Origin of the sequence: Cognatilysobacter segetis (assembly GCF_004359965.1) — a bacterium.
GTDB lineage: Bacteria > Pseudomonadota > Gammaproteobacteria > Xanthomonadales > Xanthomonadaceae > Cognatilysobacter > Cognatilysobacter segetis.
Map to the genome: position 1 here is coordinate 1 of NZ_SMRQ01000115.1, position 852 is coordinate 852.

1 protein-coding gene is annotated in these 852 nt (G+C 55.2%); it reads right to left on the reverse strand.

Annotated features, from left to right (window positions below):
- Positions 1–128: 128 nt before the first annotated feature.
- Positions 129–852 (reverse strand): AbiU2 domain-containing protein (locus E4F61_RS14110; protein ID WP_238382961.1); only part of this gene is annotated, 724 nt, incomplete at its 5' end.

Genomic DNA, 852 nt, shown 5'->3' on the forward strand with positions numbered 1-852 from the left:
TCGCTGCGCCTTGGAGCACAGGGCCAACTTGCAAGCTTCTATCCATAGGGTGCTAACACCTGAGTTAAGCCGCGCCGCGAAGCGGCGTCGGCTTGGACGAATTGTTAGCTTGCATCCTTTGCATTTTCCTACACCGACGCAACATTGGTTTCAAGCTGCTTGTGAAAGCCGTCCCACGCGAAACTCGAGTTGCGCACGACCAAACCTATCAGCTCTACGGGGCGCTCAAGGCGACCCACACAAGTATTGATGTCTCCCCGCTTGAGAGACAGGGCGCCCAGGTCTATTGGCGCGTACTTGTCTGCGACCAGATTGATCTCTGTGTGGGAAGTGATCTTGTCTCTGACGGTCTTGAAGGCCTTGAATATTGGACAGGCTAGGAGGGCATTAGTCAGCGTTTTAAGCTCTTTGAGGAGATGGCTGAACTGATCAAGACGCTGCTCTGACTGGCGAAGATCGATTCTCCGCAGCGCTTCGACGATGGCGGGATCGCTGTACTCGCGGTAGTCAGGCTCTTCCCACACCGAGAAGTTGTGCTCCAACTGCTTCTTTGTCTTTCCATCTTTCAGCGTGCTCATGATGTTAGCCACGCTAGGTGTGCGGCGGCCGCGATCGAATACGATCTTCGCAATGTCTTGGGCGCAGCTCAGGTATAGCGTGTGCTGCAAGGTGGCGACGCCGTGATGGGAACGCTTTCCGCCGAGATGAGCTACCACCGACTTTTCAAAGACGAGCTTCTGCAATAGCGCGTTCTTTTCCGAGAGGCGCAGGTGCAGGTCGAGAAGCGCAGAGGCGTGGGCTTGCACCTTGGAGACGTCGTAGACCTTCATAAGCAAGCTAACACCTGAGTCA